This is a genomic window from Micromonospora sp. CA-244673, from assembly GCF_050948395.1.
GTDB lineage: Bacteria > Actinomycetota > Actinomycetes > Mycobacteriales > Micromonosporaceae > Micromonospora.
Window position 1 is genome coordinate 419,156 of record NZ_CP192019.1, and the last position, 24,502, is coordinate 443,657.

At 71.9% G+C, this 24,502-nt stretch carries 20 protein-coding genes, 1 tRNA gene and 1 pseudogene; 14 read left to right on the forward strand and 8 right to left on the reverse strand.

The genetic code is table 11. The annotated features are described in order from the left end of the window. Nucleotides 1–251 precede the first annotated feature (251 nt). The 4 genes from ACQP12_RS02095 (at nucleotide 252) to topA (ending at nucleotide 7,009) form a co-directional block, all read left to right on the forward strand. Entirely contained in the window at nucleotides 252–2,600 is a 2,349-nt protein-coding gene (locus ACQP12_RS02095; RefSeq protein ID WP_357940226.1) for a sodium-translocating pyrophosphatase, read from the forward strand. A gap of 119 nt (nucleotides 2,601–2,719) precedes the next feature. Then, complete coding sequence (locus tag ACQP12_RS02100) at nucleotides 2,720–3,259, forward strand: hypothetical protein (protein ID WP_433284591.1); 540 nt, start codon at nucleotides 2,720–2,722, stop codon at nucleotides 3,257–3,259. Continuing rightward, nucleotides 3,250–3,861 carry a hypothetical protein gene (locus ACQP12_RS02105; RefSeq protein ID WP_433284593.1) on the forward strand — a complete coding sequence of 204 codons (612 nt, stop codon included), beginning with the start codon at nucleotides 3,250–3,252 and terminating at the stop codon, nucleotides 3,859–3,861. Before ACQP12_RS02100 ends, ACQP12_RS02105 begins: the two co-directional genes overlap by 10 nt. A 313-nt stretch (nucleotides 3,862–4,174) precedes the next feature. Beyond that, nucleotides 4,175–7,009 (forward strand): type I DNA topoisomerase, encoded by a 2,835-nt coding sequence (gene topA / locus ACQP12_RS02110; protein ID WP_433284595.1) that lies wholly within the window; start codon nucleotides 4,175–4,177, stop codon nucleotides 7,007–7,009. A gap of 50 nt (nucleotides 7,010–7,059) precedes the next feature. On the opposite strand, the gene ACQP12_RS02115 is transcribed toward topA, so the two are convergent. Continuing rightward, entirely contained in the window at nucleotides 7,060–7,956 is an 897-nt protein-coding gene (locus ACQP12_RS02115; RefSeq protein WP_433284597.1) for a DUF559 domain-containing protein, read from the reverse strand. A 168-nt stretch (nucleotides 7,957–8,124) separates the two neighbouring features. Further along, entirely contained in the window at nucleotides 8,125–9,432 is a 1,308-nt protein-coding gene (locus ACQP12_RS02120) for a D-arabinono-1,4-lactone oxidase (RefSeq protein WP_433284599.1), read from the reverse strand. 224 nt (nucleotides 9,433–9,656) lie between these two features. On the opposite strand from ACQP12_RS02120, the gene ACQP12_RS02125 reads away from it, so the two are divergent. After that, entirely contained in the window at nucleotides 9,657–10,232 is a 576-nt protein-coding gene (locus ACQP12_RS02125) for a TetR family transcriptional regulator (protein ID WP_357940240.1), read from the forward strand. A gap of 116 nt (nucleotides 10,233–10,348) precedes the next feature. Here the strand turns inward: ACQP12_RS02125 and ACQP12_RS02130 are convergent, their stop codons facing one another. Next, nucleotides 10,349–11,557, reverse strand: coding sequence for an amino acid deaminase/aldolase (locus ACQP12_RS02130; protein ID WP_433284601.1), 1,209 nt, complete (start codon nucleotides 11,555–11,557; stop codon nucleotides 10,349–10,351). A gap of 299 nt (nucleotides 11,558–11,856) precedes the next feature. Here ACQP12_RS02130 and tmk point away from each other — a divergent pair, with 299 nt between their 5' ends. From tmk to ACQP12_RS02160, 6 genes are all read left to right on the forward strand, one after another. Beyond that, nucleotides 11,857–13,923 carry a dTMP kinase gene (gene tmk, locus ACQP12_RS02135; protein ID WP_433289087.1) on the forward strand — a complete coding sequence of 689 codons (2,067 nt, stop codon included), beginning with the start codon at nucleotides 11,857–11,859 and terminating at the stop codon, nucleotides 13,921–13,923. Next, nucleotides 13,920–15,242, forward strand: a complete 1,323-nt coding sequence (locus ACQP12_RS02140; RefSeq protein WP_433284603.1) for a DNA polymerase III subunit delta' — start codon at nucleotides 13,920–13,922, stop codon at nucleotides 15,240–15,242. Before tmk ends, ACQP12_RS02140 begins: the two co-directional genes overlap by 4 nt. Before the next feature lie 126 nt (nucleotides 15,243–15,368). After that, nucleotides 15,369–15,698, forward strand: coding sequence for a YbaB/EbfC family nucleoid-associated protein (locus ACQP12_RS02145; RefSeq protein WP_433284605.1), 330 nt, complete (start codon nucleotides 15,369–15,371; stop codon nucleotides 15,696–15,698). Nucleotide 15,699: 1 nt separating this feature from the next. After that, complete coding sequence (locus ACQP12_RS02150) at nucleotides 15,700–16,005, forward strand: hypothetical protein (RefSeq protein ID WP_433284607.1); 306 nt, start codon at nucleotides 15,700–15,702, stop codon at nucleotides 16,003–16,005. After that, nucleotides 16,005–16,673, forward strand: a complete 669-nt coding sequence (locus ACQP12_RS02155) for a hypothetical protein (RefSeq protein WP_433284609.1) — start codon at nucleotides 16,005–16,007, stop codon at nucleotides 16,671–16,673. The genes ACQP12_RS02150 and ACQP12_RS02155 overlap by 1 nt, the downstream gene beginning before the upstream one ends. Nucleotides 16,674–16,962: 289 nt before the next feature. Continuing rightward, complete coding sequence (locus ACQP12_RS02160; RefSeq protein ID WP_357940252.1) at nucleotides 16,963–17,799, forward strand: PSP1 domain-containing protein; 837 nt, start codon at nucleotides 16,963–16,965, stop codon at nucleotides 17,797–17,799. A gap of 51 nt (nucleotides 17,800–17,850) precedes the next feature. Here ACQP12_RS02160 and ACQP12_RS02165 read toward each other — a convergent pair whose 3' ends face one another. Next, nucleotides 17,851–19,587: a metallophosphoesterase family protein gene (locus ACQP12_RS02165; RefSeq protein WP_433284611.1), complete on the reverse strand. Its 1,737-nt coding sequence runs from the start codon at nucleotides 19,585–19,587 to the stop codon at nucleotides 17,851–17,853. A gap of 133 nt (nucleotides 19,588–19,720) precedes the next feature. Here ACQP12_RS02165 and ACQP12_RS02170 point away from each other — a divergent pair. Further along, nucleotides 19,721–19,797, forward strand: a tRNA-Thr gene (locus tag ACQP12_RS02170). A 104-nt stretch (nucleotides 19,798–19,901) separates the two neighbouring features. Here the strand turns inward: ACQP12_RS02170 and ACQP12_RS02175 are convergent. Continuing rightward, a complete protein-coding gene (locus ACQP12_RS02175) occupies nucleotides 19,902–20,174 on the reverse strand; it encodes a tyrosine-type recombinase/integrase (protein ID WP_433289089.1) in 273 nt (90 codons plus the stop codon). A 476-nt stretch (nucleotides 20,175–20,650) separates the two neighbouring features. Between ACQP12_RS02175 and ACQP12_RS02180 the strand changes: the two genes are divergently transcribed. Continuing rightward, nucleotides 20,651–21,259 carry a hypothetical protein gene (locus ACQP12_RS02180; protein ID WP_433284613.1) on the forward strand — a complete coding sequence of 203 codons (609 nt, stop codon included), beginning with the start codon at nucleotides 20,651–20,653 and terminating at the stop codon, nucleotides 21,257–21,259. Between the two features lie 336 nt (nucleotides 21,260–21,595). On the opposite strand, the gene ACQP12_RS02185 is transcribed toward ACQP12_RS02180, so the two are convergent. The 3 genes and pseudogenes from ACQP12_RS02185 to ACQP12_RS02195 form a co-directional block, all read right to left on the reverse strand. Next, a complete protein-coding gene (locus tag ACQP12_RS02185; RefSeq protein WP_433284615.1) occupies nucleotides 21,596–21,928 on the reverse strand; it encodes a hypothetical protein in 333 nt (110 codons plus the stop codon). Nucleotides 21,929–22,086: 158 nt separating this feature from the next. Next, a pseudogene (locus tag ACQP12_RS02190) lies at nucleotides 22,087–22,224 on the reverse strand (IS110 family transposase); the annotation flags it as partial. Nucleotides 22,225–23,379: 1,155 nt separating this feature from the next. Further along, nucleotides 23,380–23,763 carry a hypothetical protein gene (locus ACQP12_RS02195; protein WP_433284617.1) on the reverse strand — a complete coding sequence of 128 codons (384 nt, stop codon included), beginning with the start codon at nucleotides 23,761–23,763 and terminating at the stop codon, nucleotides 23,380–23,382. A 429-nt stretch (nucleotides 23,764–24,192) separates the two neighbouring features. Here ACQP12_RS02195 and ACQP12_RS02200 point away from each other — a divergent pair, with 429 nt between their 5' ends. Next, nucleotides 24,193–24,501, forward strand: coding sequence for a hypothetical protein (locus ACQP12_RS02200; RefSeq protein WP_433284618.1), 309 nt, complete (start codon nucleotides 24,193–24,195; stop codon nucleotides 24,499–24,501). The last annotated feature ends 1 nt before the right edge of the window (nucleotide 24,502 follow it).

Consider the following 24,502-nt stretch of genomic DNA (forward strand, 5'->3'; position numbering starts at 1 on the left):
TATCAGATTTCTTCACATAGCACAGTTACGAAGATCATCAAGACACGGTGGCCCCTCGGTGTGACCCTCACCACGCCGGAGGGCTACAGTACCCGGGTTGTCAGCAAGTGACCCGACTCGCAGCCAGCGGGAATGGGTGTTCATCGCTGGTCCGCCGGGGTGGGTTGGCGCGCGCTTGCGAGTCCGCAATCCAGGCGTCGGTCCGTGCGTCTCCACTGGCCGGCGCGAGTGTTCGGTACAGGAGGACATAGATGTCCGGGACCTTGGCCGCCGACGGCGGCGCACTGTCCCTTACCGGAGCCAACGTGACGTACGTCGTCATCGCCGCGGTCATCGCGCTGGTGGCGCTCGTCTTCGCGGCCGCCTTGACCAAGGCGGTGCTGGCAGCCGGTACGGGAACCACGAACATGCAGGAGATCTCCGGGGCGGTGCAGGAGGGCGCGTCCGCGTACCTGCTGCGGCAGTTCCGCACCCTGGCGATCTTCGTGGTGATCGCCGTCGTGCTGCTGTTCCTGCTGCCGGTGCACGACACCGACGGCAACGAGACCCTCGTGAAGATCGGCCGGTCGGCCTTCTTCGTGGTGGGCGCCGGGTTCAGCGCGTTCATCGGGGGCGCCGGCATGTGGCTGGCCACCCGCGCCAACCTGCGGGTCGCCGCGGCCGCCCGCGAGCGGGAAGGCGGGCGCGAGGGCGCCATGAAGATCGCCTTCCGCACGGGTGGCGTGGTCGGCTTCCTCACCGTCGGCCTCGGCCTGTTCGGTGCGGCGCTGGTCGTGCTGATCTTCCGGGGTGACGCCCCGACCGTGCTGGAGGGCTTCGGCTTCGGCGCCGCGCTGCTCGCCATGTTCATGCGGGTCGGCGGCGGCATCTTCACCAAGGCCGCCGACGTCGGCGCCGACCTGGTCGGCAAGGTCGAGCAGGGCATCCCGGAGGACGACCCGCGCAACGCCGCCACCATCGCCGACAACGTGGGCGACAACGTCGGCGACTGCGCCGGCATGGCCGCCGACCTCTTCGAGTCGTACGCGGTCACCCTGGTCGCCGCGCTGATCCTGGGCCGCGCCGCGTTCGGCGAGACCGGCCTGGTCTTCCCGCTGATCATCTCCACGATCGGCGTGCTCGTCGCGATCGTCGGCGTCTTCATCACCCGGCTGCGCACCTCGGACCGCAACGGTCTGACCGCGATCAACCGGGCCTTCTACCTCTCCGCGCTGATCGCCGCGGTGCTGGTGGCGATCGCCGCGTTCGCCTACCTGCCCGCCACCTTCGGCGAGCTGGAGGGCGGTCTCACCGACGTCGACCGCAACCCGCGGCTCGTGGCCATCGGCGCGGTGGTCATCGGCATCGTGCTCGCCGCCGCCATCCAGGCGCTCACCGGCTACTTCACCGAGACCAACCGGCGCCCGGTGCAGGACATCGGCAAGAGCTCCCAGACCGGCGCCGCCACCGTCATCCTCGCCGGCATCAGCGTCGGCCTGGAGTCGGCGGTCTACTCGGCGCTGCTGATCGGCGCCGGCGTCTTCGGCGCGTTCCTGCTCGGCGGCAGCTCCATCACGCTGTCGCTGTTCGCGGTGGCGCTGGCCGGCACCGGCCTGCTCACCACCGTCGGCGTCATCGTCGCGATGGACACCTTCGGCCCGATCTCCGACAACGCCCAGGGCGTGGCCGAGATGTCCGGTGACATCGACGAGCACGGCGCGCGGACGCTGACCGAGCTGGACGCCGTCGGCAACACCACCAAGGCGATCACCAAGGGCATCGCGATCGCCACCGCGGTGCTGGCCGCGACCGCGCTGTTCGGCTCGTACACCGACACGCTGCGCTCCTCGTACGAGGACGCGGGCGTGAGCGACGTCGGCACCGAGATCCTCAACTCGCTGAACGTGGCCAACCCGCGCAACCTGGTCGGCCTCATCATCGGCGCGGCGGTGGTCTTCCTCTTCTCCGGCCTGGCCATCAACGCGGTCTCCCGCTCGGCCGGCGCCGTGGTGATGGAGGTCCGCCGGCAGTTCCGCGAGCTGCCCGGCATCATGGACCGCACCCAGCGCCCCGAGTACGGCAAGGTCGTCGACATCTGCACCCGGGACGCGCAGCGCGAGCTGATGACCCCCGGCCTGCTGGCCATCCTGGCCCCGATCGCGGTCGGCTTCGGCCTCGGCCCGGGCGCCCTGGCCTCGTACCTGGCCGGCGCGATCGGCGCGGGCACCCTGATGGCGGTCTTCCTGGCCAACTCCGGTGGCGCCTGGGACAACGGCAAGAAGCTGGTGGAGGACGGCGCGTACGGGGGCAAGGGCTCCGAGTCGCACGCCGCGACCGTCATCGGTGACACCGTCGGCGACCCGTTCAAGGACACCGCCGGCCCGGCGATCAACCCGCTGATCAAGGTGATGAACCTGGTCTCGCTGCTGATCGCCCCGGCCGTGGTGGCCTGGAGCGTGGGCACCGACCGGAACACCCCGCTGCGGATCACGATCGCCGTGGTGGCCGCGCTGGTCATCGTGGCCGCGGTGGTGTTCAGCAAGCGCAAGGGCATCGCGATGGACGACTCCGACAGCGGTGCCGGCACGCCGGACCCGCAGGTGGAGACGGTCAACGCCTGACCCGGACGACGCGACGGTTCCCGGTCGGCCTCGGCCGGCCGGGAACCGTGCCGTCCGGCGGTCCCGTGCACGAAACCTGACCGGTGGCACTTCCACCGCAAGGTCGTACGCTGCTTCGCATGCGTACGCGCCGGGCGGCAACCGCCGGAAAGCTCACGGTGGTCCTGGCCACGCTGGTTCTCGTCGTCGCCGGCTGCGGCGGCCCCAGCCCGCAGGCCTGGGCCGCGTCGGTCTGCCAGGCGCTCAGCCCGTGGCGCGCCGAGATCAACAAGCTGACCAGCAGCACTCAGCAGCAGATGACCGCGCAGACCACCCCGGCGCAGGCCAAGGAGAACCTGGTCCGGCTGTTCGCCGGGGCGGAGGAGGCCAGCGAGACCGCCCGGCGCAAGGTCGAGGAGGCGGGCGTGCCGGAGACCGACCACGGCGACGAGATCTCCGCCGGGTTCCGCGCCTCGCTGAGCAAGGTGCGGGACGCGTACGGGCGGGCCCGGGACACCATCGACGGGCTGGACACCGCCCAGGCCGGCCCGTTCTACGACGGGGTGCGCACCGCCGTGGACACGCTCAACAAGGAGTACGACGCGAGCGCGCTGGACACCAGCAAGCTCAACTCGCCCGAGCTCAAACAGGCCTTCGACGAGGTCCCGGAGTGTCGCTGACCCCACCCTCTCCGAACCCGGCCCGCCAGCCCTCGCTGTTCTCCACCGAGGCGGCCGATCCGTCGCTGGCGGACCTCGCCGGCCTGCTCGCCGGGCCCGGTGAGGTGGTCCGGATGGGCGGGACGGCCCGGGTCTCCGTGGTGGTCGACGCCGCCTGGCGGGTGCACGTGCTGGTGGCCGAGCTGGGCGCCCGGGGGATCCCGGCGAGCTGGGAGCCGACCGGGGACGGGCGGCACCTGGTGCGCACCGCGTACGCCACCACGCTCGCCCCGCTCGCTCTGGCCTGGCTGCGGGGGACGGTGAAGCGGCCCCCACGGGCGTTCCACCTCAACGGGCGGCGGCTGCGGCTCTGGCTCGCCGCCGCCGGGGCGGCTGACCCGGCCGGGTTCCGGCTCCGGCTCGGCCCGGCCGACGAGGAGTGCTGGCGGACGGTGCGCGCCGCGCTGGCCGCGGTGGGGCTGCCGGCCGCGTTCGTCGAGGCGGACGAGGGCGGGCCGGCGTACCGGATCACCGGTCGGCGGCGGGTGAACCGGCTGGTTGAGCTGGTCGGGGACCGGCCCCGGGCCGTGCCGGCGGCCGAGTGGCCGGTGACGCACGGCTGACCTTCCTGCGCAAGCCCACCGCCTGTCCGATCCCGGACACCCCGTGCGGAGGTTTGCGCAGGAAAACGACCGGTGTCCCCTCCGCCGTGGGTGCGTGATCGTCACAGTGACCCGCTCGGTGCCCTACCCACGGTGTACGGTGGCGCCGTCCGGCGGGGTGCCGGCCGATGGTCGACGCCACCTGATCATTTGCCGCCCACGAAACCCGGAACGCGGACGGCGCGTTACGTTGGACATCCGGACCGCCAGTGGTCCGGCAGGGTGCAACACGCCCCCAAGCGGGCATTGCGTAGGAGTGAGGTCGGGGAGAGACGTGCCGAGCAACGCTGGAACCACCCGTCTGGTCATCGTCGAGTCACCGGCGAAGGCCAAGACGATCTCGGGCTACCTCGGCCCGGGGTATGTCGTGGAGGCCAGCTTCGGCCACGTCCGGGACCTGCCCCGCAACGCCGCCGAGATCCCGGCCGCCTACGAGGACAAGCCCTGGGCCCGGCTCGGCGTCGACGTGGACAACGGCTTCGCCGCGCTCTACGTGGTCTCCGCCGACCGGCGCAAGCAGATCACCAAGCTGAAGTCGCTGGCCAAGGAAGTCGACGAGATCTTCCTCGCCACCGACGAGGACCGCGAGGGCGAGGCGATCGCCTGGCACCTCGTGGAGACGTTGAAGCCCAAGGTGCCGGTCAAGCGGATGGTCTTCCACGAGATCACCAAGCCGGCCATCCAGGCCGCCGTGGCCAACCCGCGGGAGATCGACCGGGACCTGGTCGACGCCCAGGAGGCCCGGCGCATCCTCGACCGGCTCTACGGCTACGAGGTCTCCCCGGTGCTCTGGCGCAAGGTCCGTAGCGGCCTGTCCGCCGGCCGGGTGCAGTCCGTGGCGACCCGCATCGTGGTCGAGCGGGAGCGGCAGCGGATGGCGTTCCGCACCGCCGAGTACTGGGACATCCTGGCCACCCTGGCGGTCGCGAACCCCGGCGAGGGGCCGCGCACCTTCAACGCCACCCTTATCGCGCTGGGCGGCGACCGGATCGCCACCGGCAAGGACTTCGAGCCCACCACGGGCCGGGTCCGGGCCGGCGCCGGCGTGGTGCACCTCGACGAGAGCGGCGCCCGGGGGCTGGCCGCGCGGCTGGACGGGCGGCCGTTCACGGTCACCCGGGTCGAGGAGAAGCCCTACCGCCGCCGCCCGTACGCGCCGTTCATCACCTCCACCCTCCAGCAGGAGGCGGCCCGCAAGCTGCGGCTCTCGTCCCAGCAGACGATGCGCACCGCGCAGCGGCTCTACGAGAACGGCTACATCACCTACATGCGTACCGACTCGGTGAACCTGTCGGAGACCGCCATCGCGGCGGCCCGCCGGCAGATCGCCGAGCTGTACGGCGAGCGCAGCGTGCCGCCGGAGCCCCGCCGCTACACCGGCAAGGTGAAGAACGCGCAGGAGGCGCACGAGGCGATCCGCCCGGCGGGGGACAACTTCCGCACCCCGGGCGAGGTGGCCAAGGAGCTGTCCGCCGAGGAGTTCAAGCTCTACGAGCTGATCTGGCGGCGCACCATCGCCTCCCAGATGACCGACGCGGTCGGCTCCAGCGTCTCGGTGCGCATCCGGGCGCTCTCCACCGCCGGTGAGGAGGCCGACTTCGGCGCCACCGGCAAGACCATCACCGACCCGGGCTTCCTGCGCGCCTACGTCGAGTCGAGCGACGACGAGAACGCCGAGGCCGAGGACGCCGAGCGGCGGCTGCCCACCCTCACCAAGGACCAGCCGCTCACCGCCGACGAGCTGGCCCCCCAGGGTCACCACACCCAGCCGCCCGCCCGCTACACGGAGGCGTCGCTGGTCAAGGCCCTGGAGGAGCTGGGCATCGGCCGCCCGTCGACCTACGCGTCGATCATGCAGACGATCCAGGACCGCGGGTACGTCTTCAAGCGCGGCCAGGCGATGATCCCGTCGTTCCTGGCGTTCGCGGTGATCGGGCTGCTGGAGCGGCACTACCCGCGCCTCATCGACTACGACTTCACCGCCAGCATGGAGAACGAGCTGGACGAGATCGCCGGCGGCGACCACGCCGCGGTCGACTTCCTCACCTCCTTCTACTTCGGCAGCGCCAACGGCACCGGCGACCAGGCCATCGCCCACGCGGGCGGGCTGAAGAAGCTGGTCACCGAGAACCTGAGCGACATCGACGCGCGCAGCGTCAACTCGATCCCGCTGTTCACCGAGGACGACGGGCGCGAGGTCGTCGTCCGGGTCGGCCGCTACGGCCCGTACCTCCAGCGGGCGCTGCCGGGTGAGCAGCCCGCGCCCGCCGCGGAGGGCGAGGAGGGCGGCGGCCAGGGCGACCGGGCGCCCATCCCCGAGGGGCTGGCCCCCGACGAGCTGACCCCGGAGAAGGTGCACGAGCTGTTCCTCGGCGGCGGGGGCGAGCGCAAGCTCGGCGACGACCCGGCCACCGGCGAGCCGATCCTGCTCAAGTCCGGCCGGTTCGGCCCCTACGTGGCCAGCGGCGACCGGAAGTCCTCGCTGCTGCGCTCGCAGTCGCCGGACAGCCTCACCCTCGACCAGGCGTTGCAGCTGCTCAGCCTGCCCCGGCTGATCGGCACCGACCCTGAGGGCAACGAGGTGCTCGCCAACAACGGCCGCTACGGCCCGTACGTCAAGCGCGGTGACGAGTTCCGCTCGCTGGACTCGGAAGACAAGATGTTCACCGTCTCGCTGGACGAGGCGCTCGCCCTGCTGGCCGCCCCGAAGACGCGCCAGCGCCGGGCCGCCGCGCCGCCGCTGCGGGAGATGGGCAACGACCCGGCCACCGAGAAGCCGCTGGTCATCAAGGACGGCCGGTTCGGCCCGTACGTCACGGACGGGGAGACCAACGCCTCGCTGCGGCGCGCGCAGACCCCGGAGGCGCTGACCCTCGAAGAGGCCTCCGAGATGCTCGCCGAGAAGCGGGCGAAGGGCCCGGCCCCGAAGAAGAAGGCCGCCAAGAAGGCCGCCCCGGCCAAGAAGACGACCGCAGCCAAGAAGACCGCCGCCGCAGCCAAGTCCACCACCGCCAAAAAGACGGCAACAGCCAAAACCACGGCAGCAAAGAAGACCCCAGCCAAAAAGGCAGCCCCGAAGAAGGCGACCGCGAGCACCGAAACCGACTGACGAGATCTTGGTACGTGGTTGCCCTTGGAGGGGCGGCGGTGTACCAAGATTCAGCCGGGCCAGCCGGCCGCTCGGAGGGCGGTGCGGAGTTGGGTCAGGACTTCGGTCGGGTTGTGGCGGACCGCCCAGGCGGGGAAGCGGAGTATTCGGTCTCCGCTGCTCCACAGGTCGTTCTGCCGTCGCATGTCGGCCCAGGCGGTGCGCGGATCGAGGTGCTGTCCACCGTCGATCTCGACGTGCACCCGCCACTCGGCGAACCACACGTCGAGATAGCGTCGCCGGCCGTTGGCGTCTCGGCGGATCACCTGCCGCGACGGCTCGGGAAGACCTGCTCGACGGACCAGGCTCAGGAAATCCAGTTCGGCGAGGGAGTGGGCGCCGCCCGTCGCATCCGACGCGGTCGCCCGGATCAGTTCGCGTCGGCGAGCCCGGGGCAGCCTGGCCAGGACGCGGTGCACGTCGTCTCCGCCGACGAGACGCTGCTGGAAGCCCGCGGCGATCACCGCGCGGGCCTGGTCGTCGGTCGAGGCCCACTGCGCCGCATCGACCAGCGACCTGGCGGGCATCGTCCGTGGCGGCTGCCCGACGGCCAGCACGTCCTCCGCAGGCAGCACCGCGGTCCGGTGGAGCCGCACCCACGGCGGTAGCGACCTCGCCTGGTGCCGGGCGGGCAGGAGCAGGTGGACGACGGGTGACTCGTAACGGCGTAGTCCCCACGCCTGAGCTGCGGTGAGCCCACCCAGCACGGCCGCCGGGCCGGCCGCGAGCGCGGCGACCCAGCGGAGTTGGGTGCGGCCGACGGGCCCGTTGTGGGCGACGTAGATGCCCCGGTGCACCTGCCGCCACCGCCCGCTGACCACGCGGTGGCGGACGGCTTTGTCGGACAGGAATCGCCGTGCCTGCGAGGCGCTGAGCACATCCCCCTGCCGAAAGAGCAGCCAACTCAACTCATCAGCATCATCCGCCGGCACCCGCCGCCCAAACCCCGCCGATTCCCCACCCGCCCGCACACCCTCCATCCCTGCGGATCCCGCCGCCGCCCGCCACCCCCTGTGGACAGCCAGCGGATCTTGGTACGGATCCGCCCCTCCAGGGGCGGCTGCGTACCAAGATCTCTAGGAGCCCAGCACCTGGGTCAGGTACGGGTTCGTGAAGCGGCGGTCGGGGTCCAGGCGGTTGCGGACGGTCAGGAAGTCGGTGAACTTCGGGTACGCCGTGGACAGGGACTCCGCCGTTCGCCAGTGCAGCTTGCCCCAGTGGGGGCGGCCGTCCAGGTCGGTGGCGACCTTCTCGAACGCCCGGAAGTACGGCTCGTACGGCACCCCCACGTACTGGTGGATGGCGACGTACGCGGAGTCCCGCCCGTACCCGTGGGAGAGCCAGATGTCGTCGGCCGCGGTGAACCGCACCTCGACCGGGAACAGCACCTTGAACGGCAGCCCGGCCACGATGCGCTGCAACTCCGCCAGCGCGGTGGGCAGGGCGGCGCGCGGGAGGCCGTACTCCATCTCCACGAAGCGGACCCGGCGCGGGGTGCAGAAGACCTGGTCGGAGCGGCCGGTGTAGGTGCGTTCGGTGAGCGCCCGGGCGGAGATCGCGCTGATTCCGGGTGCGAGGGCCGGCGCGGCGCGGCCCAGCCGGCAGGCCCCGGCGAAGACGGTGTTGGAGAGGAACTCGTCGTCGAGCCAGCCGCGCCAGCGGGGCAGCGGCCGGTCGTCGGCGGGTACCCGGTCGTTGGTCTTGACCTGCACCCGGTCGGTGTAGGGGAACCAGTAGAACTCGGCGTGGTCGTGCTGCTCGACGAGGCCGGGCAGGTCGTCCAGCACGGCGGCGAGCGCCGCCGGGCGCTCGTGCGCGCGGAGGACGAAGGCGTCGACGCACCGCAGCGTGAGCTCGACCAGCACTCCGACGGCGCCGAGCCCGACCCGGGCGGCGGCGAACACGTCGCGGTGCTCGTCGGCGGAGCAGCGCAGCACCTCGCCGGTGCCGGTGACCAGGGTCAGCGCGGTGACGAAGGTGGACAGGCAGCCGAGTTTCGCGCCGGTGCCGTGGGTGCCGGTGGAGAGCGCCCCGGCGACGGTCTGCGCGTCGATGTCGCCGAGGTTGGGCAGTGCCAGGCCGTGCGCGGCGAGCAGGTCGTTGAGCGTGTGCAGGGTCATTCCGGCCGGTACGGTGACCAGGCGGCGAGCGGTGTCGACGGTGACCCCGGTGTCCAGGTCGGCGAGGTCGAGCCGGTGCCCGTCGGCGACGGCGGTGCCGGTGAAGGAGTGTCCGCTGCCCACCGCCCGGATCGTCCGGCCGGTGTCGGCGGCGTGGCGCACCGCCTCGGCGACCTCCTCGACGGTGCGTGGGCGCACCGTCAGGGCGGCGGTGCTGCGCTGGTTGCCGGCCCAGTTGGACCAGGCGGCTGGCGTGCCGGCCATGGGGACGCTCCTCGACGTGAATATGAACTGACTTCATATCAGGAACGTTGTACCTGGTAAATACCGCAATCGAGCCCGGCTCGTTGTACCGGTAGTCACAGACTCGTGACGTGCAGATATGTTCATCCGTCGAAGGGGGGTGGCGAGTGTCCACACCAGCCGCCACGACCGGGCCGCTGCGTCGGGTACCGGTGCAGGGTCGAAGTGTCGCGCGGGTCCAGCGGATGCTGGACGCCTGCGCCGAGCTCGTCGACGAGGTGGGGTACGAGGGCTTGACCACGACCCTGCTCGCCGAGCGTGCCGAGGTGGCGATCGGGTCGGTCTACCAGTTCTTTCCAGACAAGCGGGCCATCGTGCAGGCGTTGACGCTGCGCACGATGGAGTCGTATCTCCAGCGGCTCGACGAGCGGTTCTCCTCCGCCGACCTGACCCACTGGTGGGACGGCGTCGACGCGGCCATCGACGAGTACATCTCGATGCACCGCACGGTCCCGGGCTTTCGTACCCTGCACTTCGGCGACGTGGTCGACCTGCACCTGCTCGACGAGCAGCGGGACAACAACGGGGTGATCGCGGATCAGCTCGCCCGGGTGCTCACGGAACGGTTCGGTCTGGCTGGCGTGCCTGACCTCCGCTTCCACCTGGAGGTCGCGGTGGAGGCCGCGGACTCGTTGATCAAGCTCGCGTTCCGGCGGAAGACCGAGGGCGACGAGCGGGTGCTGGTCGAGGCGAAGGCGCTCATCCGGGAGTACCTGCACCGGCAGGTCGACGCCCGGACGGAGGCCGTGCAACAGGGTTGAGCAGGGCGCCACCGCCCTGGTGCCGGCGGTGGCGATCACAGGTGCGACGCCCGGGTGCGACCGGGCTGACGACGAACGGCGGGTTCCCGAGGTGTACCGGGACCCGCCGTCACCGTCTAGAGGAACGCGTGGCCCTCGCCCCGGTAGGTCGGCACGGTGGCCACCACGCTGTCGCCGTCGACCAGGTGCACCTCGTTGACGTGCTCGCACAGCTCGCCGGCCTTGGCGTGGCGGAACCACACCCGGTCGCCGATCCGCAGGGCGGTGGCCACGTCGCCGGCCAGGGGGGTCTGCACCTCGCCCGCACCCTCCGCGCCCAGCAGCTTCAGCCCGGCCGGCAGCCACGGCCGGGGCAGCCGGCTGTCCGCCGCCGGGCCCGACGCGATCCAGCCGCCGCCGAGCACGGTGGCCAGCCCGGGCCCCGGGCGGCGGACCACCGCGCAGGCGAAGAACGCCGCCGGGGTGGGCCGCCAGGCACGGTACGCGTCGAAGAGCGTCGGCCCGTACAGGCCCGACCCCGCGGTGACCTCGGTGACCGCGGGGTCGGCGCTGGTGGCGGCCACGCTGCCGGTGCCACCGCCGTTGACGAATTCCAGGTCGGCGTGCTCGCGTACCGCGGCGACCGCGGCCGCCCGACGGGCCAGCAGTTCCCGGTACGAGCCGCGCTGGGTGACCCGGATGGCCGTGCCGAGCACCGCCTGCCCGGGCGGGGCGTCGCCGAGGCCGGCGATCTGCGCCTCGTACGACATGAGGCCGACCAGCCGGAAGCCGGGCCGCCCGGCGACGGCGGCGGCGAGCGTACCGGCCGCGCCGGCGCTGTGCACCGGTGACCGCCGGACGCCGACGTGCACCCGCCCGCCGAGGGGCCGCCAGGAGGCGTCCAGTTCGAGGCAGACCCGCAGCGCCGGCCGGCGACCGGGCGGGCAGACCTGGTCGACCAGGTCGAGTTGCCCGGCGTCGTCGACCATCAGGGTCACCGCGTCGGCGAGCGCCGGGTCGGCGGCCAGCTCGGCGAGTGCCCGGCGGTCGGCGGTCGGATAGGCGACCAGCACGTCGTCGCTGACGCCGCTGCGGGCGAGCCAGAGCGCCTCGGGGAGGGTGAACGCCATCACGCCGTGCCAGCCGGGCCGGGCCAGCGCCCGGGTCAGCAGCTCCCGGACCCGCACCGACTTGCTGGCGATCCGGACCGGCTTGCCGGCGGACCGGTCGACCAGCGCGTCGGCGTTGGCGTCGAAGGCGGATAGATCGACCACCGCGTACGGCGGGTCGAGGTGGGCGGTCGCCCGATCGAGGCGATCGCGAAGTTTGTCACGGTCGATGGCCACGTCTGCACGCTAACTGTCTGGACGCCAATGCGAAATACCCTCGCGTCTGTCCGGGCTGCGGGCGGTGGTGCCGGCGGCCTAGGCTCGGCGAGCAGGCGAATGTCGCGGAGGGGGTCGCAGCTCGCCGCGACTAGAGTGTTCCACCGGGGATGCCCAGCTCTGGGCCGGCACGTGGAGGTACGGCCATCGAAAGCCAGAACAACGGCGAGTCGCCCGGCGTGTCGTCGCCCGCCGACCGCTCCGGTGCGGCCGCCATCCGGTCGGTGCTGCGCATCCGGCCGTTCCGCCGGCTGTGGATCGTGCTCGGCGTCGCCTCCTTCGGCGACTGGCTCGGCCTGCTCGCCACCGCCCTCTTCGCCGCCGCCCAGGTCTCGGGCAGCACCGCCCAGGGTGCCGCCTTCGGCGGCGTGACCGCGATCCGCCTGCTGCCGGCCCTGGTGCTCGGCCCGGTGGCGGGCGTCTTCGCCGACCGGTTCGACCGCCGGTGGACCATGGTCATCTGCGACCTGCTGCGCTTCGTGCTCTTCGCCTCCATCCCGCTCTACGCGCTCACCGGCGCCAGCGGCGGCCTGGTGGTCGGTTGGGCGCTGATCGCCACCTTCCTGATCGAGTCGGTCACCCTGCTGTGGATCCCGGCCAAGGAGGCCGCGGTCCCGAACCTGATCCCGCGGACCCGGCTGGAGACCGCCAACCAGCTCACCCTGATCACCACGTACGGCCTCACCCCGGTGGCCGCCGCCATCGCGCTGGCCGTGCTGGACCGTGGGGTGCGCGGGGCGGTTGGTGGCGACCTGCCCGACTGGGCCGAGCCGGCGCAGCTCGCCCTCTGGTTCAACGCCTTCTCCCGGCTGGCCACCGCGCTGGTGGTCGCCTTCGGGATCAAGGAGATCAGCGAGGCCCAGCGCGGCGAGGCGGAGCGCGTCGAGCAGAGCATGTTCCGCCAGTTCGCCGACGGCTGGAAGTACATCGGCCAGACCCCGCTGGTACGCGGCCTCGTGCTGGGCATCTTCGGTGCCTTCGCGGGCGGCGGCATCGTGGTCGGCACGGCCAAGTTCTTCGCCAACTCGCTCGGCGCCGGTGACGCCGCGTTCTCGCTGCTCTTCGGCGCGATCTTCGTCGGTCTGGCGCTCGGCATCGGGCTCGGGCCGATGATCGTCCGGGACATGTCCCGGCGCCGCTGGTTCGGCATGAGCATCGTGCTGGCCAGCGCCTCGGTGCTGGTGCTCGCCTTCGCCATCCACCTGTCCATGGCGATGCTCGGCGCGATCCTGGTCGGCGCGGGCGCCGGCATGGCCTTCCTGGCCGGCACCACGCTGCTCGGTGGCGAGGTCGCCGACGAGGTGCGCGGCCGGGTCTTCGCGGTGGTGCAGATCGGCACCCGGCTGGTGCTGATCCTGGCCATCGCGCTGAGCAGCCTCCTGGTCGGCGTCGGCGGCTCCCGCCAGCTGACCATCGCCGACCTGGGCATCTCGGTCTCCTCGACCCGCCTGCTGCTGCTCGCCGCGGGCGCCGCCGGCATCTTCGCCGGGATCAGCGCATTCGGCCAGATGGACGACAAGAAGGGCGTACCGGTCCTGGCCGACCTGTGGGGCTCGATCCGGGGCCGCCCGCTGATGCCGGCCGAGCCCTTCGTCTCCAGCGGCCTGTTCGTGGTCTTCGAGGGCGGCGAGGGCGCCGGCAAGTCCACCCAGCTCGCCGCGCTCGCCGAGCGGCTGCGCGGGCAGGGTCGGGACGTCGTGGTCACCCGGGAGCCCGGGGCCACCGGCATCGGGGAGCGGATCCGCTCGCTGGTGCTGGAGACCTCCGACGACGACGCCCCGTCGCCGCGCTCCGAGGCGCTGCTCTACGCCGCCGACCGGGCGCACCACGTGGCCACCGTGGTCCGGCCGGCGCTGGTCCGCGGCGCGGTCGTGGTCAGCGACCGGTACGTCGACTCGTCGCTGGCGTACCAGGGGGCCGGGCGGACCCTGCCGGTGCAGGAGGTCTCCTGGCTCTCCTCGTGGGCCACCGGCGGGCTGAAGCCGGACCTCGTGGTGCTCCTCGACGTCGACCCGCGCACCGGCCGGTCCCGGGTCGACTCCCGCAACCAGGGCGCCGACCGGTTGGAGGCCGAGTCGCTCGCGTTCCACGAGCGGGTCCGGTACGCCTTCCTCGACCTGGCCGCCGCCGACCCGAAGCGCTACCTGGTGCTCGACGCGTCCCGCCCGGTCGAGGAGATCGCCGCGGCGGTCGCCCGGCGGGTGGACGAGTTCCTCGTCGACCCGGCCGGCATCGTGCACCCCCGCCCGGCCCAGGGCCCCGACACCACGGTCCAGCCCGAGTTATCCGACGCGGAGCTGGTGACGATGGAACGCCCCCACCGATGACGGACGTCTTCGCCGACCTGGTCGGGCAGGACGAGGCGGTGGCCACGCTCCGGCGGGCCGCCGCCTCGGCCGCCGCCCTGCTCCGTGCCGCCGCCCCGGCGGTGGCGCGGGCGGGCGCCCCGGCAGCCGGCGGAGCCGACCCGGACGGTGGGCACGACGACCTCGACGCGCTCGCCGAGGAGCTCGACGGGACCGGCGGCGCCACCGGTCAGGGCGCGGAGGGCGTCGACCCCGGCGCCGGGATGACCCACGCCTGGATCTTCACGGGGCCGCCCGGCTCCGGCCGGTCGGTGGCCGCGCGCGCCTTCGCCGCCGCCCTGCAGTGCGTGCACGGCACCGGCTGCGGCCGCTGCCCCGGCTGCCACACCACCCTCGCCGGCACCCACGCCGACGTGCGGCTGGTGGTGCCCGAGGGGCTCTCCATCGGCGTGAACGAGATGCGCGCGCTGGTGCTGCGCGCGGCCAGCACGCCGTCCGGCGGGCGCTGGCAGGTCGTCATCATCGAGGACGCCGACCGCCTCACCGAGGCCGCCGGCAACGCGCTGCTCAAGGCGGTCGAGGAGCCGCCACCGCGTACCGTCTTCCTGCTCTGCGCCCCCTCCACCCACCCGGACGACATCTCGGTGACCATCCGGTCGCGGTGCCGGCTCGTGCCGCTGCGGCAGCCGCCGGCCGGCGCGGTGGCCGAGGTGCTCGTACGCCGGGACGGCATCGCCCCCGACGTCGCCGAGTGGGCCGCCGCGGCGGCGCAGGGACACGTGGGCCGGGCCCGGCGGCTGGCCCGCGACCCGGAGGCCCGGCAGCGCCGTGACGCCGTGCTCGCCGTGCCGCGCCGGCTGACCGGGGTCGGGGCCGCGTTCGACGCCGCCTCCGCGCTGATCGAGGCCGCCGAGGCGGAGGCCGCCGCGGCGGTCGCCGAGACCGACGAGGCGGAACGGGCCGCGCTGCAGACCGCGCTCGGCGCGGGCGGCACGGGCCGGGGTGCGGCCGGGGCCATGCGGGGCGCCGCCGGGCAGCTCAAGGACCTGGAGCGGCGGCAGAAGTCGCGGGCCACCCGGGCCCAGCGGGACGCGCTCGACCGGGCGCTGGTCGATCTGGCCGGCTTCTACCGGGACGCGCTCACCATGGCGCTGCGGGCGCCGGTCGCGCCCGTGCACACCGACACCGCGGCGCTGGCCGGGGCCGGCGCGCAGAAGTGGGACGCCGAAGGGGCGCTGCGCCGGCTGGAGGCCGTCCTGGAGTGCCGGGCGGCCATCGAGGCGAACGTCAAGCCCCGGATCGCGGTGGAGGCCATGATGCTCGCCCTGTGGAAGGGCTGACCACCGCCGGTCGCGGTTGTCCACAGGGCATCGACAGGCTTTGTTGACTACGGTACGGTCCGGTGTGGCCGCGTGGTGACGGTGGCGGCACGCTCAGTGACGAGGTCAGCCGGGAGGAGTCCGCCGATGTCACGGGGGGAGATCGACGAGGCCTGGATCGAGGAGGCGGTGCGGCGCTACCGGCGCATCGAGACCCTCCAGGCCGAGTTCGACCAGGCGGTGGCGACGGTCGAGGTCACCGTCCGCTCGCCGGACGGCCTCGTCGAGGTGGTGGTGACCGCCAGCGGGCGGATCACCGACGTGCGCTTCCTCGGCCCGCTGCACCAGCGCAACCCCCGGGACGTCGCCGGCTCGGTGCAGGCCGCCGTGACCGCCGCCGCCGACGCGGCGCAGTGGGCCCGGGAGAAGCTGCACAACGAGACCTTCGCGGCCTACCGGCCGCTGGCGGGAGCCTGAGATGGAGACGTTGCGCGTGCTGGCGGCCCGCCTGGACGAGGCCGGCGCGACCCTCGCCACGCTGGCCCACACGGTCACCGCCACCGACCCGCCCCATCCGGCCTTCGGCGCCCACGCCGCCGGCCGGCCCGGCGAGGTCGGCCGCGCCCTGCACCGGCAGTGGACCGAGGCCACCGGCGACCGGGCCCGCGAGGCGCAGGCCGCCGCCAGTCGGCTGGCCGCCGCCGCGGCCGCCCTGCGCAGCGCCGCCGACCGTTATTCGGCGACCGACCAGTCCGCCGCGCGGCGGCTGGCCCGGGAGGCGTGATGGACGCCCTCGACCGCCTCGCCGAGCCGGGTCTCGACCTGCTCGCCCGGGTCGACGCGCTGGTCGCCGCCGGCGCGCCCGAGGGGCACCGGCTCTGGCCGCTGCTGCGCCGGATGCGGGTGCTCCCCGGCGCGGCCGTCCGCGAGTTCCTCGACCTGCACCCGGCGCCGCTCGCCGGCGCCGGCCATGCCGTGCGCCGGCTCGTCCGGGGGTACGACGACACGGGCGCCGTCCTCGCCGACCCGGTCGCCTGGTCCGGGCCGGCCGCCGCGGCCTACGACGACGCCCGCACCGCGCTGCTCCGGCACCTCGACGAGGGGCCGGAGAGCCTGGTCGGGCGGCTGGAGTCGACCGCCGGCTACGCCGACGCCCTGGCCGACTGGGTGGAGGGGAGCAGGGCCGCGCTGGCCCGGGCGCTGGCCGAGGCGCTGCGCTCGGCCGAGGCGGTCACGGTGCACGTCGCCACCCGCCCGGGCGCCGAGGCCGGCCGGTCCGGGGCCCTCGCGGCCGCCGAGATCGCCACCCGGGTGCTGGGCGTGCTCGGCGTGGCCTACGACGGCGCGGAGACGTTGCTGCGGCAGTGGGCGCCGAGCCTGGCCGAGACGACCTGGCGGGAGCGGACCACGAGCGTGCCCCACTACGGCGGCACCACCCGGATCGGGCACTGACCGGGCCCTCGCAGGTCCACGGCGTCGCACGCCGAACCGGCCGTGGCCGGGTTCCGGCGGCGACGCCGTGGCCTTCTCCTGCACCCCCCGCAGGTATGGCTTCACTCAACGCGGTCGGCCGCCGTTTGTCCCGTAGCTGACTCATGTTTCAGCCGTCCGGGCGAGGACCAACCACACGAGGGGTCGGGGTCGGTTCGGTCGAGTCGACAATCATGGATCGCTGCGCCGGGTGACCGGACGGCGACGGGTGGCCGGCCCGGATCCGTCCGGAGGTCGTAGGGTGGTGGGCATGGGCATGCTCTGCGCGGTCAGTTTCAACCGGTACGGGCGCCTCTTCTACCTCGACCCCGGTGAGCTGCGCCCGCAGGTGGGCGACAAGGTGCTGGTGCCCACCGACGACGGGCCCGAGGTGGCCGAGTGCGTCTGGGCCGCGCAGTGGGTCAGCGAGGACACCGCCGGCTTCCCCCGGCTCGCCGGCCTGGCCGGCGACGACGACCTGCGCCGCGACGAGTTGCTGCGCCGGCGCAAGGCCGACGCCAAGGTGGCCGCCAAGCGGCTGATCCGCGAGCACGGCCTGCCCATGAAGGTGGTGGCGATCGACCACGTCTTCGCCACCCCGGAGACCGGCAGCGACCGGACGACCGTCTACTTCACCGCGCCGCACCGGGTCGACTTCCGCTCCCTCGTCCGCGACCTGGGGGCGACCCTGCACTGCCGGGTGGAGCTGCGGCAGCTCTCCGCCCGGGACTCCGCCCGCGTGCAGGGCGGGATCGGTTCCTGCGGGCGGGACCTGTGCTGCGCCACCTTCCTCACCGACTTCGAGCCGGTGACCATCCGGATGGCCAAGGACCAGGACCTGCCGCTCAACCCGCTGCGCATCTCCGGCGCGTGCGGCCGGCTCATGTGCTGCCTGAAGTACGAGCACCCCCTCTACCAGCGGTTCCAGGAGTCCGCCCCGGCGGTGGGCAGCCGCGTCTCCACCCCGGAGGGCGAGGGCAAGGTCGTCGGCCACAGCGTCCCCCGCGACTCGGTCACGGTCCGCCTGGACGCCGACGGCTCCCGCTGCTCCTGCAGCCGCGCCTCGGTCTGCGCCCCCCGCCAGGCCCACGACCAGCACTACTCGTAACCCCCTTGCGGGCAACCCCGCCCTCGGCCTCCCTGGGTTGGGGCGCGCGCCTCAGCGGAGGACGATGGGGGGCTCGGCCAGGCGCGGGGTCAGCGGGGTCTTCGGGAGGATCCAGCTTGAGGTGGGGGACTCGTCGGGATTCAGCTGCCAGGCGTGCGAGACCTTGTCGACGGCGATCGGATAGATCGTCAGCGTGCCGTCCGGGTCGATGCGGATGCGGAGGAACGACTTCGAGTCCTCGATGCCCTGGCCGGCGAAGAGCTCGTTGACGTTCACCCCGAACGATCCCGCCACCAGCAGGTAGAGCGCCACCAGCTGGCTCGCGACCAGCCCGCTCACCGGCCCGTACAGGACGGCTGCGGCGACCGCCGGCAGCGGCCACGGCCAGTCGTAGAACGGCAGTTGCAGCCAGAGCCAGGTGCCGCCGGCGGCCAGCGCCACGTGGGCCAGCCCGTGCGTCACGCCGAGGATCCAGTGCCGGGCGTGCCGCTTCCCGCCGGCGCTGGGCGGCTTGGCGAAGAACGCCGCACCCAGCAGGGTCACCGCCAGCATGATCACCAGCGGCACGCTGAACAGCCGCTGCTCCGTGGTGCCGACGTGGTTCCCCGCCACCCCCGCCATGGCCAGCATCAGCAGCGTGTGGAGGGTGCCCAGCAGGGTAGTGAAACCCGGGTTGCGGAACGGCAGCCGGGCGAAGATCCCCCAGCCGTACCGCCGGGAGCGGGCCTTGTCCGGATAACGGGCGGCCAGGTCGTACTCGCGGGTGCGGCTGGACCGGCGGGCCAGGGTGTCCCGCGGCGGCACCTCCAGCCGCTCGGGCAGCTGGTGGGTGGGGTAGAGGTAGGCGCCGCCGCCCCCGCAGGTGATGAGCTGCCGCTCCGGGCCGGTGTAGCGGGCGTAGTGGTGCAGGTCGCCCGAGACCAGCAGCCGCACCTGCGCGCCGGTGGGCGCGACGATCGTACGGATGAAGTAGTCGATCGAGTCGTAGGCCGTGGGATGGTCGTGGGCCTTGACCCAGGTCGGCGCCGGCACCGCCAGGATCACCTTCGACCGCGGGGTGAGCTTCCGGGCAACCTCGTCGAAGTAGGTGAGCTGGGGGTCGTCCAGGTACGACCCGGACTGGTCGTCGAGGCCCAGCAGCCACCAGTCGGCCGGCAACTCCACCGCGAAGTACGAGCGGGACTGGCCGGTGCCCCAGCCCGCGAAGTGCCGGTCCCGCGAGCGGACGAACAGCCGCAGGAACGCGGTCAGGCCGTCGTACCAGTCGTGGTTGCCCGGCACCGCGAAGAGCGTCGGCCGCTGCGGCGGCGCGATCGGCAGCGCGGCCTGGTACGGCCCCTTGCACCGATCCTCGTACGCCTCGTAGGCCGCCGACGGGTAGACCTGGTCGCCACCCATCACCAGGGTCTGCGCCCGGGGCAGCCGGTGGCCCTCGACCTCCAGCTCCGGCTGGGCGAGCAGGTGCGCCACCGAGTACGTGGCGTCGAAGCCGTCGCCCAGGTCGGCCACGTAGTCCAGCCAGAGCCCGCCGTCCGGCCCCACCTGCCGGAACGTGTCGTCGCCGAACGCGTTCTGCAACTCGCGCTTGTCCAGGTACGCCCCGAACAGCATCGCCAGCAGCGTCCGCAGCCCGGTGCTGATGAGCAGCAGCGGCGCGAGCCACGGGACCGGCTTGCGCGGGGTGAAGCCCAGCTCCAGCGGGTCCAGGCTGCGCGGTCGTCGGCTGGCCCGCTCGCCCGGGTGCGCCTCGGGGATCGGCTGCTGCGGCGGCACGTGATCGTCACTCACCCGCCGCAGGGTAGTCCCGACCGACCGCGAAGTCTCTCCCGCGCACGTGCCGAAACTCCCGGATGTCCGGTTCGAAGGTCGGGGGGATCCCGTTCGGCGTCCGGCGAGGTGTGCCGTACACTTGACGATCGTTGCCGCCTTAGCTCAGTCGGCTAGAGCGACGCACTCGTAATGCGTAGGTCGACGGTTCGATTCCGTCAGGCGGCTCCATAGGAAGGCCCAGGTCACCGGCTTGATCGCCGATCATGACCTGGGCCTTTTACTTGCCATCGCGAGGCTGAGCAGCCAAGCGAGCAGCCGACCTACTCACCCGATCACAGCGCCCCCTCCAGCCGTGACGCGGCTTCCCGCGCGATCTCTGGGGCCACGTGCGCGTAGATGTTGAGAGTGACGTTGATCTGCGAGTGGCCGAGGATCTCCGTGACCACTCGGACGGGCATCCCCTGAGCAAGTGGACGCTGGCCGCCGTGTGCCGGAGGGTGGTGCAGACGAACCTGTCGGGAGCCGGCCCGCCGGATGATTTCGCGGAACGACCGGTAGTCGTTGCGTGGGTGGAGGGGCGTGCCGACGGCGGTGGCAAAGACCAGACCAGGGTCGGCCCAGTTGTCAGCGTCGAAGCGTTCCCCCGCCTGGCGCTCCTGCGGCGGCGGAGTGCCGTTAGCACGGTGGACGGCAGCGGGAGGGTCCGACGAGACCGGGACGTCTTCGTCTCGACGAACACCAGGCCGCCGGTCTCAGGATCCCGCTGCAACTGCCCCGCACGCGCAGCGTCCCGGCGGCCAGGTCCATGTCATCCCGGTCTGGTGGAACGAACTGGTCAATCTCAGCGGGACGGGCTCACCCGTGGCGGTTCGAAACTCAGCGAGACGCCGGCGGCCGGCGGGTGCGGGCAGCCCAGCTGCCACCGTGGTGCGGTGTGCACGTCCGGCCAGACACCTGCCGTTGACCGCTACCGACCTGTCTACGCCGAGCAGAGGCGAACGTCGCGGGAGACGCGTATGCCTCGACGATGATCGCTTGGGATACCGTGCGCTCCCAGGAACGTGAGACGAGGACGTGGCGCATGGCAAGGACACGGCAGGCAGGTGCGGGAGAACGCGCGGCGGGTGTGGCCGTGCTGGCCCTCACGACCCTCCTGACGGCGAGTGGCTGTTCGGGAGCCGCCAACCCGGTGGAAGGGGCGTCGCTGCCACGCACAGCGTCGCCGTCTCCAGCTGCGCCGATGCGTGTGGTCAAGCCGGAGAAGCTGCTCAGCGGCTGGCCGGAGTCGACAAGCGGGACCTTGCGCGATCAGGCCCAGCAAAACACAGACACCTTCAAGCCGTTCCTCGACGGTGAGGCAACCAGCGAGGTCGGCGCCGCCTACGCCCTCCTCGATAACAGCACGACCATCCTTGTCAGCGGGGTCTCCGGCAGGGTCACGGATTCCAAGGGAAGCCTGGACAAGATCTTCGCCGCTCTGCCGAGACTGTCCGATATCCAGCCCATCCGACCAGGGCCGATGGGCGGCGAGGCTCGCTGCGGCAAGGGTGAGACCCAGGACGTCAAGGTCCACGTCTGTGCATGGGCAGACAACCACACCATCGGCATGGTGACCCAACTCGGCTCGTCAGGTTTTTCACCGAACAAATTCGTGCAGGCGCGTTCCCAGATCGAGCGGCCACTCACCTAGCGAGTCTGGCGGTTGGACTCCTGCCGAAGCGACTCCGTGACGTCCCGCCAGGTGCCGGCCGAGGTCTTCATCGCCCGGTCGATTATCGACCGGGCAGATGCTTGGTCGGGGAATTCGTACGACACCTCCTGCCCTTCGTCACCGCCGATGCGGCCACGGACTCGCCAGAGCCGGCCATCGGAGAGCAACCAGATGTCCCGCCCGGCCATGCGACCCCAAGACCCGTTCCACCAGCGCCCGCGTCCTCCACCAGGAGCAGCCTACTCGTACACATGTACGATCGGCCGGCTGTCGGCGAGGTTGACGCTCCTATTGCTGTCAACGGAACGCGGCCGATCAGTCGAGACCAAGGACCGCGACGAGTTGGGTGAATGTGGGTGCCACCAGTCGCCATGAGCACTGGCTCGGGTTGGTCCAGAAGTCGCTGGCCACAACGCTCGGATCGGTGAGGTCGGTGCGGTAGTCGAGCGCGAGGGCAACGTCGTCGCCGGGGTTGCGGTTGACTGCGATAAAGACTGCGCGCTCCGCGTCGAGCCACGGCAGGGCGACGTGCCGGTCGACTTGACTGCCGCGACCCACCCGGAACATTTGCGATGACGGGGCGTCGTCGGCGAGGAGATCCAGGGAATCGCTCTCAAACCGCATGTGGTCAAGGTTGTCGAGGAACATCAGGGGGTCTTGGAACCATGGCATGACGTCGTGGAGTATTTGGGCTCCTGGGTGCCGCCACAGGCCATGCTCCAGCAGGGCGACCAGCGTCGGGGGCAGGGGAAGCCCTCGGACCGTCCAATCCTGGGGACGGGACGTTGCCTCGGCTTCGTGCACCGTCATCTCCCAGCGTCAGCTCCCGGATCAGGCGGCAGAGTACTTGTCAGGCGGGTGAAGGCTTCGCGGGCTATGTAGCGCTTCAGGCAGCGCATGATCTCGGTTTTGGTCTTGCCCTCGGCAATGCGTCGGGTGACGTAGTCGCAGCTCGGAGCCCCCAAAGCCATACTTCCAGCCTCACCCAAAGCTCCCGTGCCCGATGCGTGCCCGATGCAGCGGTCAATACCGGCGTCCAGCGGCACCCCCCGGCAGTCGCGGGCGGAGCGCTCCGTGCTGAGGTACCAGGCCAGACAGCTACTCACGGTGTGGACTAACCCGATTCCCAAGCTGACAGTCCGACGAGACCCTTGGCGATTGCGAAGTGCGTGTCGTCGACGGGTCCACGGCGGCTGCGTGTAGCCAGTACGGTCCTCGTCATGCCGGAGACTTATCTTCCCGAGCTGCGACGCGCCGGCCGGTTGGCTCGGCATCGTGGTCTCGGCCGCTTGCTGCTGGCGTCGTTGGTCAGGCTCCCGGTGTCACTGGTGGCCGGCGCCGTCGTGGCACTCTTGCTGGCGGCATGTGGTGGGAGCACAGGACGTCCTGCTGCGTCGCGCACGTCGCCAGCGGGGGCTGGGCCAGCGGCCAGCCCTACGCCGTCTTCAGCGCCATCTCCGGCGGCCGGCAGCCCAACCGCCGACAGCGAGGCCCGGCAGTTGCTGTTGACACGGCACGATGTCGGCGATGAGTGGCGCGACAATGAAGCTGGTCTTAGTCGGGAGCGGCGGACCAACAACGCTGCCTGCACCGGAGTGAAGCGTGGCCTCTACACCAGGGGAAACGCCCGGGTGATGGTCAGTGCCGCTTGGACCTTCTCCGATACGGCGCACAGCGAGTCGGTCGTCCACATCGTCAAGGTGCATCCCCAGCACGGGGCCAAGGCTGACATCGCCCGTCTCCGGGCGAGTCTCACGCGGTGCCGAACCTGGCAAGAGGGCGGCGATGCCCCCGGCTACTCCTTCACGTTGTCCATGCGGTCGATCGCGACTCCGAGGGCCGGCGATGAAGCGGTCGCCTGGCTCGAGAGCGCACGATACGGGCAGGCGGAGACGAGCGTAGCGTGGTACTCCGTTCTGCTGAGGGCGGGGGACTTTACCTCCCTGGTGCGATACGGGCCCGGCCGTGGCACAGGCAGGCCGGCGGCGGAGCGGAGGCTGCGCGAACTCGTCGCCACAGCCGCGGCGAGAGCTGAGAAGGCGCGGTGAACGGGCGGCAAGACCGCAGCAGGTGGGGCGGGTTTCACGGTCGCTGTCCGATCAGGGGCAGGCCTTCTCGTGGTACGAGATCGATCCGCCTGTCGAGTCGGATCGGACCTCGAATCGAAGGCACAGAGTCGCGGTGAAGTCATTCTTGGCGATAAGGCCGCCTTGGGCTTGTCGGGTGAATCGAGCATCGATCCAGCCGAGGACCCGACCGACCGCTTCCTCGCCGGAGGAGGCCCCGGAGCCCAGGACCTCGTCTCCACCGCGTTCGATTCCAGCCCGGAGGTAGTTGACCCCGGCCGTACCCAACTGCCCGTTGTGGAACGCCGGCACGCCCTCCACCTCGCGGGCAAGGGCATTGGCCGAGTCGTATATCGCCTCTTCGGCGGGATTGCGGTCCGCGCAGCCGGCGAGCAGTACGAGCAGCAGCAGGGGCATGGCCCGCCCATGCGGCCTCCAGGCAGGCATCTGTCTACTCTCCCAAGCTGGTCTCGAACTCCGCCCTCCCGGGCGGTGCGCAGTCTATGTGGCACCGACGGGTACACCGTAGGCATACATAGGTAGGTATCGTGCTGGCGGCGCAAGCGCCGGCATCGGCCGGCGCGCCGGCCGATAGTTGCAGACTGCGCCAGGACCCCAAGACCGATGCCTCCGGCGGGGATCTTCGACAGAGATCGGGCCGCTCACCTCCACCGTAAGTCCGGGCGAAGCCGAACAGACCAGGCCCGTTCCACGATGTGCGGACTCACGGCGGAGATGGGCTTCGGGCAGAGGAGCGGTTGACCGGCAGCGCCGAGGGATACCGGACAAGGACAGCGGCGACGGCAGGGCCGGCGATGAGAGCCGAGCGCGGACTAACCTAGCGCGGTGTCAATCGACAGCAGCGCGTTCGAGGCGTGCCGCCGGCTTTTCACCTACCGCGCAGGCATCTGGGTCTACCGTTTGGCGATCCTCCTGGCTGTTCTTCCGTGGCCGTTCCGGGCGGCGGGTGTACCGCTGATGCCCCCACAGGCGGCGGCACCGATGGCTGCCGTGGGCTTCATCCTGGTGTTCGCCGGCCATCGCCTCGTTCTTCGCTCCCATCAGCGAGCGGGGTATTTCGGTGACGGCTATGACCCGTTGCGGCCGCCGGGCGGCCTGGTCGCCCGAGACGTGTTTCGCCTGACGTACTGGTAGC

Excerpts from the sequence above, each read along its gene's own strand:
- ACQP12_RS02095 (WP_357940226.1), top strand. The coding sequence starts at position 252 with ATGTCCGGGACCTTGGCCGCCGACGGCGGCGCACTGTCCCTTACCGGA.
- ACQP12_RS02100 (WP_433284591.1), top strand. The coding sequence starts at position 2,720 with ATGCGTACGCGCCGGGCGGCAACCGCCGGAAAGCTCACGGTGGTCCTG.
- ACQP12_RS02120 (WP_433284599.1), bottom strand. The coding sequence starts at position 9,432 with ATGGCCGGCACGCCAGCCGCCTGGTCCAACTGGGCCGGCAACCAGCGC.
- ACQP12_RS02125 (WP_357940240.1), top strand. The coding sequence starts at position 9,657 with ATGCTGGACGCCTGCGCCGAGCTCGTCGACGAGGTGGGGTACGAGGGC.
- ACQP12_RS02140 (WP_433284603.1), top strand. The coding sequence starts at position 13,920 with ATGACGGACGTCTTCGCCGACCTGGTCGGGCAGGACGAGGCGGTGGCC.
- ACQP12_RS02145 (WP_433284605.1), top strand. The coding sequence starts at position 15,369 with ATGTCACGGGGGGAGATCGACGAGGCCTGGATCGAGGAGGCGGTGCGG.
- ACQP12_RS02150 (WP_433284607.1), top strand. The coding sequence starts at position 15,700 with ATGGAGACGTTGCGCGTGCTGGCGGCCCGCCTGGACGAGGCCGGCGCG.
- ACQP12_RS02155 (WP_433284609.1), top strand. The coding sequence starts at position 16,005 with ATGGACGCCCTCGACCGCCTCGCCGAGCCGGGTCTCGACCTGCTCGCC.
- ACQP12_RS02160 (WP_357940252.1), top strand. The coding sequence starts at position 16,963 with ATGGGCATGCTCTGCGCGGTCAGTTTCAACCGGTACGGGCGCCTCTTC.
- ACQP12_RS02180 (WP_433284613.1), top strand. The coding sequence starts at position 20,651 with ATGGCAAGGACACGGCAGGCAGGTGCGGGAGAACGCGCGGCGGGTGTG.
- ACQP12_RS02185 (WP_433284615.1), bottom strand. The coding sequence starts at position 21,928 with ATGTTCCTCGACAACCTTGACCACATGCGGTTTGAGAGCGATTCCCTG.
- ACQP12_RS02195 (WP_433284617.1), bottom strand. The coding sequence starts at position 23,763 with ATGCCCCTGCTGCTGCTCGTACTGCTCGCCGGCTGCGCGGACCGCAAT.